The organism is Klebsiella sp. (assembly GCF_027492335.1).
GTDB classification, from domain to species: Bacteria; Pseudomonadota; Gammaproteobacteria; order Enterobacterales; family Enterobacteriaceae; genus Klebsiella; species Klebsiella huaxiensis.
In genome coordinates this window covers 162,471-166,007 of record NZ_JAPUEW010000049.1, presented here as the reverse complement: position 1 = coordinate 166,007, position 3,537 = coordinate 162,471, and the positions used below count along the sequence as shown (strand labels likewise).

At 52.4% G+C, this 3,537-nt stretch carries 5 protein-coding genes and 1 pseudogene; 1 reads left to right on the top strand and 5 read right to left on the bottom strand.

Annotated features, from left to right (window positions below; genetic code table 11):
• Nucleotides 1-219: 219 nt before the first annotated feature.
• Nucleotides 220-885, bottom strand: coding sequence for a hypothetical protein (locus QVF11_RS15720; RefSeq protein ID WP_287858139.1), 666 nt, complete (start codon nt 883-885; stop codon nt 220-222).
• Between the two features lie 255 nt (nt 886-1,140).
• Between QVF11_RS15720 and QVF11_RS15715 the strand changes: the two genes are divergently transcribed.
• On the top strand, nt 1,141-1,365 hold the full coding sequence (locus QVF11_RS15715) for a SymE family type I addiction module toxin (protein WP_112213780.1): 225 nt from the start codon (nt 1,141-1,143) through the stop codon (nt 1,363-1,365).
• 313 nt (nt 1,366-1,678) lie between these two features.
• On the opposite strand, the gene hycI is transcribed toward QVF11_RS15715, so the two are convergent.
• From hycI to QVF11_RS15695, 4 genes and pseudogenes are all read right to left on the bottom strand, one after another.
• The gene (gene hycI, locus QVF11_RS15710) at nt 1,679-2,149 is read right to left on the bottom strand and encodes a hydrogenase maturation peptidase HycI (protein WP_112213781.1); all 471 of its coding nucleotides are present in this window, start codon (nt 2,147-2,149) and stop codon (nt 1,679-1,681) included.
• On the bottom strand, nt 2,142-2,552 hold the full coding sequence (locus QVF11_RS15705; protein WP_112213782.1) for a formate hydrogenlyase maturation HycH family protein: 411 nt from the start codon (nt 2,550-2,552) through the stop codon (nt 2,142-2,144). Before QVF11_RS15705 ends, hycI begins: the two co-directional genes overlap by 8 nt.
• Nucleotides 2,549-3,316, bottom strand: a complete 768-nt coding sequence (locus tag QVF11_RS15700) for an NADH-quinone oxidoreductase subunit B family protein (RefSeq protein ID WP_287858138.1) — start codon at nt 3,314-3,316, stop codon at nt 2,549-2,551. The genes QVF11_RS15705 and QVF11_RS15700 overlap by 4 nt, the downstream gene beginning before the upstream one ends.
• A pseudogene (locus QVF11_RS15695) lies at nt 3,316-3,537 on the bottom strand (formate hydrogenlyase complex iron-sulfur subunit); the annotation flags it as partial. The pseudogene QVF11_RS15695 and the gene QVF11_RS15700, both read right to left, overlap by 1 nt.

Below are 3,537 nucleotides of genomic sequence, written 5' to 3'. Positions count from 1 at the left end.
GGGGGCGGCGCAAAGCGCCTGCCCGGGCTACGAGTCCACCTCCGCCCGCGGACCGATAGCCTGGACAGATACACCAAGCACCGCCTCCGGGAAAATTATTGGCCTCTGATTACCTCCCCGGGGGCGGCGCAAAGCGCCTGCCCGGGCTACGAGTCCACCTCCGCCCGCGGACCGGTAGCCCGGACAGATGCGCAGCATCGCCTCCGGGAATGGCAAACGCTACGGATGACAAAAGATAAATTCCCGCCACTCTTCACTCACATCGTACTGCATCAAAAAAGCATCTTTTTCATCAGGGGCCAGATTATGCCAGAAAGGCCGCCATATATTTTCCCACCAAAACGCCAGCCGCCCCTGCAAACTGCCATAGCCCTGCGGTCTCAACGACGGAAAAGCATCCCACGGCAATGGCGGGGAAACAGGCAATGTTTTGACAGCATGAACAAACTCTGCGGAATTTGTCACAACTCGGACCAGGTTGTTATTGAAATCTTTTTCAAATGAATAAGTTAATACTTTCTTGTTGCTGATAGCCATTGCGTCACGATAGCCACACCGGGCCAGCACAAGCCCGTCACTAATCACCCCTTGCTGGATAATCTGAGTAGCATCAACGCTAAATATATCGGCGATATTTTCCTTTATCAGCGACAGCTTTTGATCCGAACAAACAAAAATGGCGTAAACAGCATAGATCTGCTGCTTTGCCAACGAGATAAACGGCGGATAATCTCTTTCGGAAATAGACATTTGAAAATTATCATTGGCAAAAATATCCATCAGCTCAGCATTTTTGCAAAAAAGTCGCTTTATATATTTAATGACCTTGATTTTCATCTTTGATAGTCCATTACCCACCCTGGCTTCCCTGCTGCTTACAATCATACATGAATCCCCGAGACCGGAGGTAAAAATGTAGCTTGCAAGACCAAGGGATAACCAAAAAATCTTATTCAAGCTAATCACAACCTGATGTTTCCAGTTTCATTTATTGCATTTTATTTTGTCGAGCTTGCTTCCAGTTTCAGGTTTGCCATTCAGTTCTTTTACTGGCATTTTATTCAGTAGTTTTTAAACGCAAAATAGAGTTTCACCACATTCCCTTGCGCAACGGAAAATAAATAAAATATGGAGAAGACTATGATAGAAGAAAAAAACAAACCAGAATCGCCTGTTTCTAAACCATTTCGTCATTTAAAAGTGGGTTATATCAGGCGTAAAACCCGGCAAAGCCAACGCGGTCAGCAGCATTCATCGTTGAATCTCAATGGCGACTGGCTGGAAGCGGCGGGATTCCCTATAGGTACGATGGTAAAAGTATCGGTGATGCAGGGAAAGTTAATTATCGAGCAGGTTAATACTTAATACGTTCTACGACGACTTGGTATTTATTAAGCTAAAACGTTATCGCACCACGTTATTTTCACACAAATATCCCTATCATACTTCAAGTTGCATGTACGTTAGCTGCGTTCACTCACCCCAGTCACTTAATTTAGTAAGCGTCTGGGGATTTATTCCCTTGCTGCCGTCCTGCAACTCGCATTATTTATGGTATAAAGCCAACGGTACAATTCTTTTTTCAAAATAAAGTCAGCATGGCAGCTTCAATAAATTTTATCCGCCATGCCTTTTGAAGGGAATTTTGCCGGAGAGTATCTACTCTGCGACATTAATCTCACTCTTCCGCCGCCTCCAACTGCGAAAACCCACCGTTCCCCTGCCAGCCGTTCAGCTTGTGATACACCACCTCGACCGCATCCTTAATCGGCTGGGTCATCGGATAATAAAAACCGACGATATCCGGCTGAATGCCTAAGAAGATCACCTCGCCGATATCCTCTTTCAGCTGATCGATAAGATAGTTAAGCGGCATATTGTGGGTGGTCATCATAAACATCTCGGCGATATCGTCCGGGTCGACGATGCGGATTTCACCGGGGTTCAGCCCCATATCGGTGGCATCGACGATCAACAGGCGCTCGGGGCGCAGTTCACGAATAGCGACGATGTCGTTTTCCGGGGCGCTGCCGCCGTCAATCACCACCCAATCGCCAACCGGGTTAGCGGCGCACATCTCCGCCAGCAGCGGGCCTGCGCCGTCGTCACCCATCATGCTGTTGCCGACACAGAGTAAAACATCAGTCACGAAGCCTCCTCACCATCAGGTAGATGGCGCTTTCCTGGTGAATATCATGCAGCATGCTGAGCATAATTTTGCTCCACGCCTGCTGCTCAGGGGTTTGCCTGACCTGCGCTTTATCGAAGGCGTTGGCGAGCATGGTCACATGATTGCTGTCGATGACAATCTCGCCGTATTTCGGCACGCCTTCCATTTTGCGCCGCGCGGTGCTGCCTTCTTCGAGAGTGGCAATCCACGCCAGGTATGCTTCCCACGGGCAGCTCAGCGCCGCTTCCAGGCAATCGATCACGCCGAGGTGGTGGCCAATCGCCAGGCTGTAATAGACCACCTGCTGCGCCTGATCGGGCGTGGCATCGTTCTCATCAATAAATTTACGGCTCAGCTGACTGAACACCACCGTCTCACTCATCGGATACGCGCTCCCTCAACCACCTGGTTAAGACGGGTGACGATCTCGGTCAGACGCGGATCTTTCTCCGCCTCCAGCCAGCGCACCACCTGATTATCACCCTGTCCGAGCAGGCGCATGTAGTCGTCGGCAATCTGGCGACCGTAGCGGTAGCCCGCCAGGCGGCGCGCTTCGCGGTCGATACGCACACGCAGCGGCTGCACCATGTCCGGGTGAAGAATTTCAGCCGCTTGTTCGTCCTGTTCGCCCGGCAGGCGAGCGTGGATTTTCTGCTCCAGCAGGCCCAGCGCCATCGCGAAGCCATACAGCGTTGCGGCAGGCGTCGGCGGGCAGCCGGGAATATAGACATCCACCGGCACGATTTTGTCGGTCCCGCCCCACACGCAGTAGAGGTCATGGAAGATGCCACCGCTGTTGCCGCATGCGCCGTAGGAGATACAAATTTTCGGGTCCGGCGCGGACTGCCAGGCGCGTAATGCAGGCGAACGCATCGCGCGGGTCACCGCTCCGGTGAACAGCAGAATATCGGCGTGGCGCGGCGAAGGGACCACTTTGATCCCAAAACGCTCGGCGTCAAACAGCGGCGACAGGGTGGCGAAAATCTCGATTTCGCAGCCATTGCAGCCGCCGCAGTCGACGCGGTAGACGTAGGCGGAGCGCTTAATTTTCTTCAGCAACGCGGTTTTCATGCTGGCGATGGATTCATCCACCGTCATCGGCATCGGAATGCCGTTGTCGTCGCGCGGGCCTAATAAATTGCTCATCAGCTGGCCTCTCTCATATGGCGAGTCAGTTCAATACGGTCGGACGGTACCAGGCACTTCTGGCGTTTGCACTCCGGGCAGGTCTCAAAGCTTTCGCGATGCAGCTCGGCGCGGGTGTCGCCGTTGTGCTTAAGCAGCGCGATGGCGTAGTCGATCTCTTTTTGCACGGCGAACGGGCGTTCGCACACCCGGCAGTGGCAGATGTCGAAACGCGATTGCTG

What these genes read in the sequence shown, in the direction of transcription:
- QVF11_RS15705 (WP_112213782.1), bottom strand. Translation starts at nt 2,552, where the DNA reads ATGAGTGAGACGGTGGTGTTCAGTCAGCTGAGCCGTAAATTTATTGAT.
- QVF11_RS15715 (WP_112213780.1), top strand. Translation starts at nt 1,141, where the DNA reads ATGATAGAAGAAAAAAACAAACCAGAATCGCCTGTTTCTAAACCATTT.
- QVF11_RS15720 (WP_287858139.1), bottom strand. Translation starts at nt 885, where the DNA reads ATGATTGTAAGCAGCAGGGAAGCCAGGGTGGGTAATGGACTATCAAAG.
- QVF11_RS15700 (WP_287858138.1), bottom strand. Translation starts at nt 3,316, where the DNA reads ATGAGCAATTTATTAGGCCCGCGCGACGACAACGGCATTCCGATGCCG.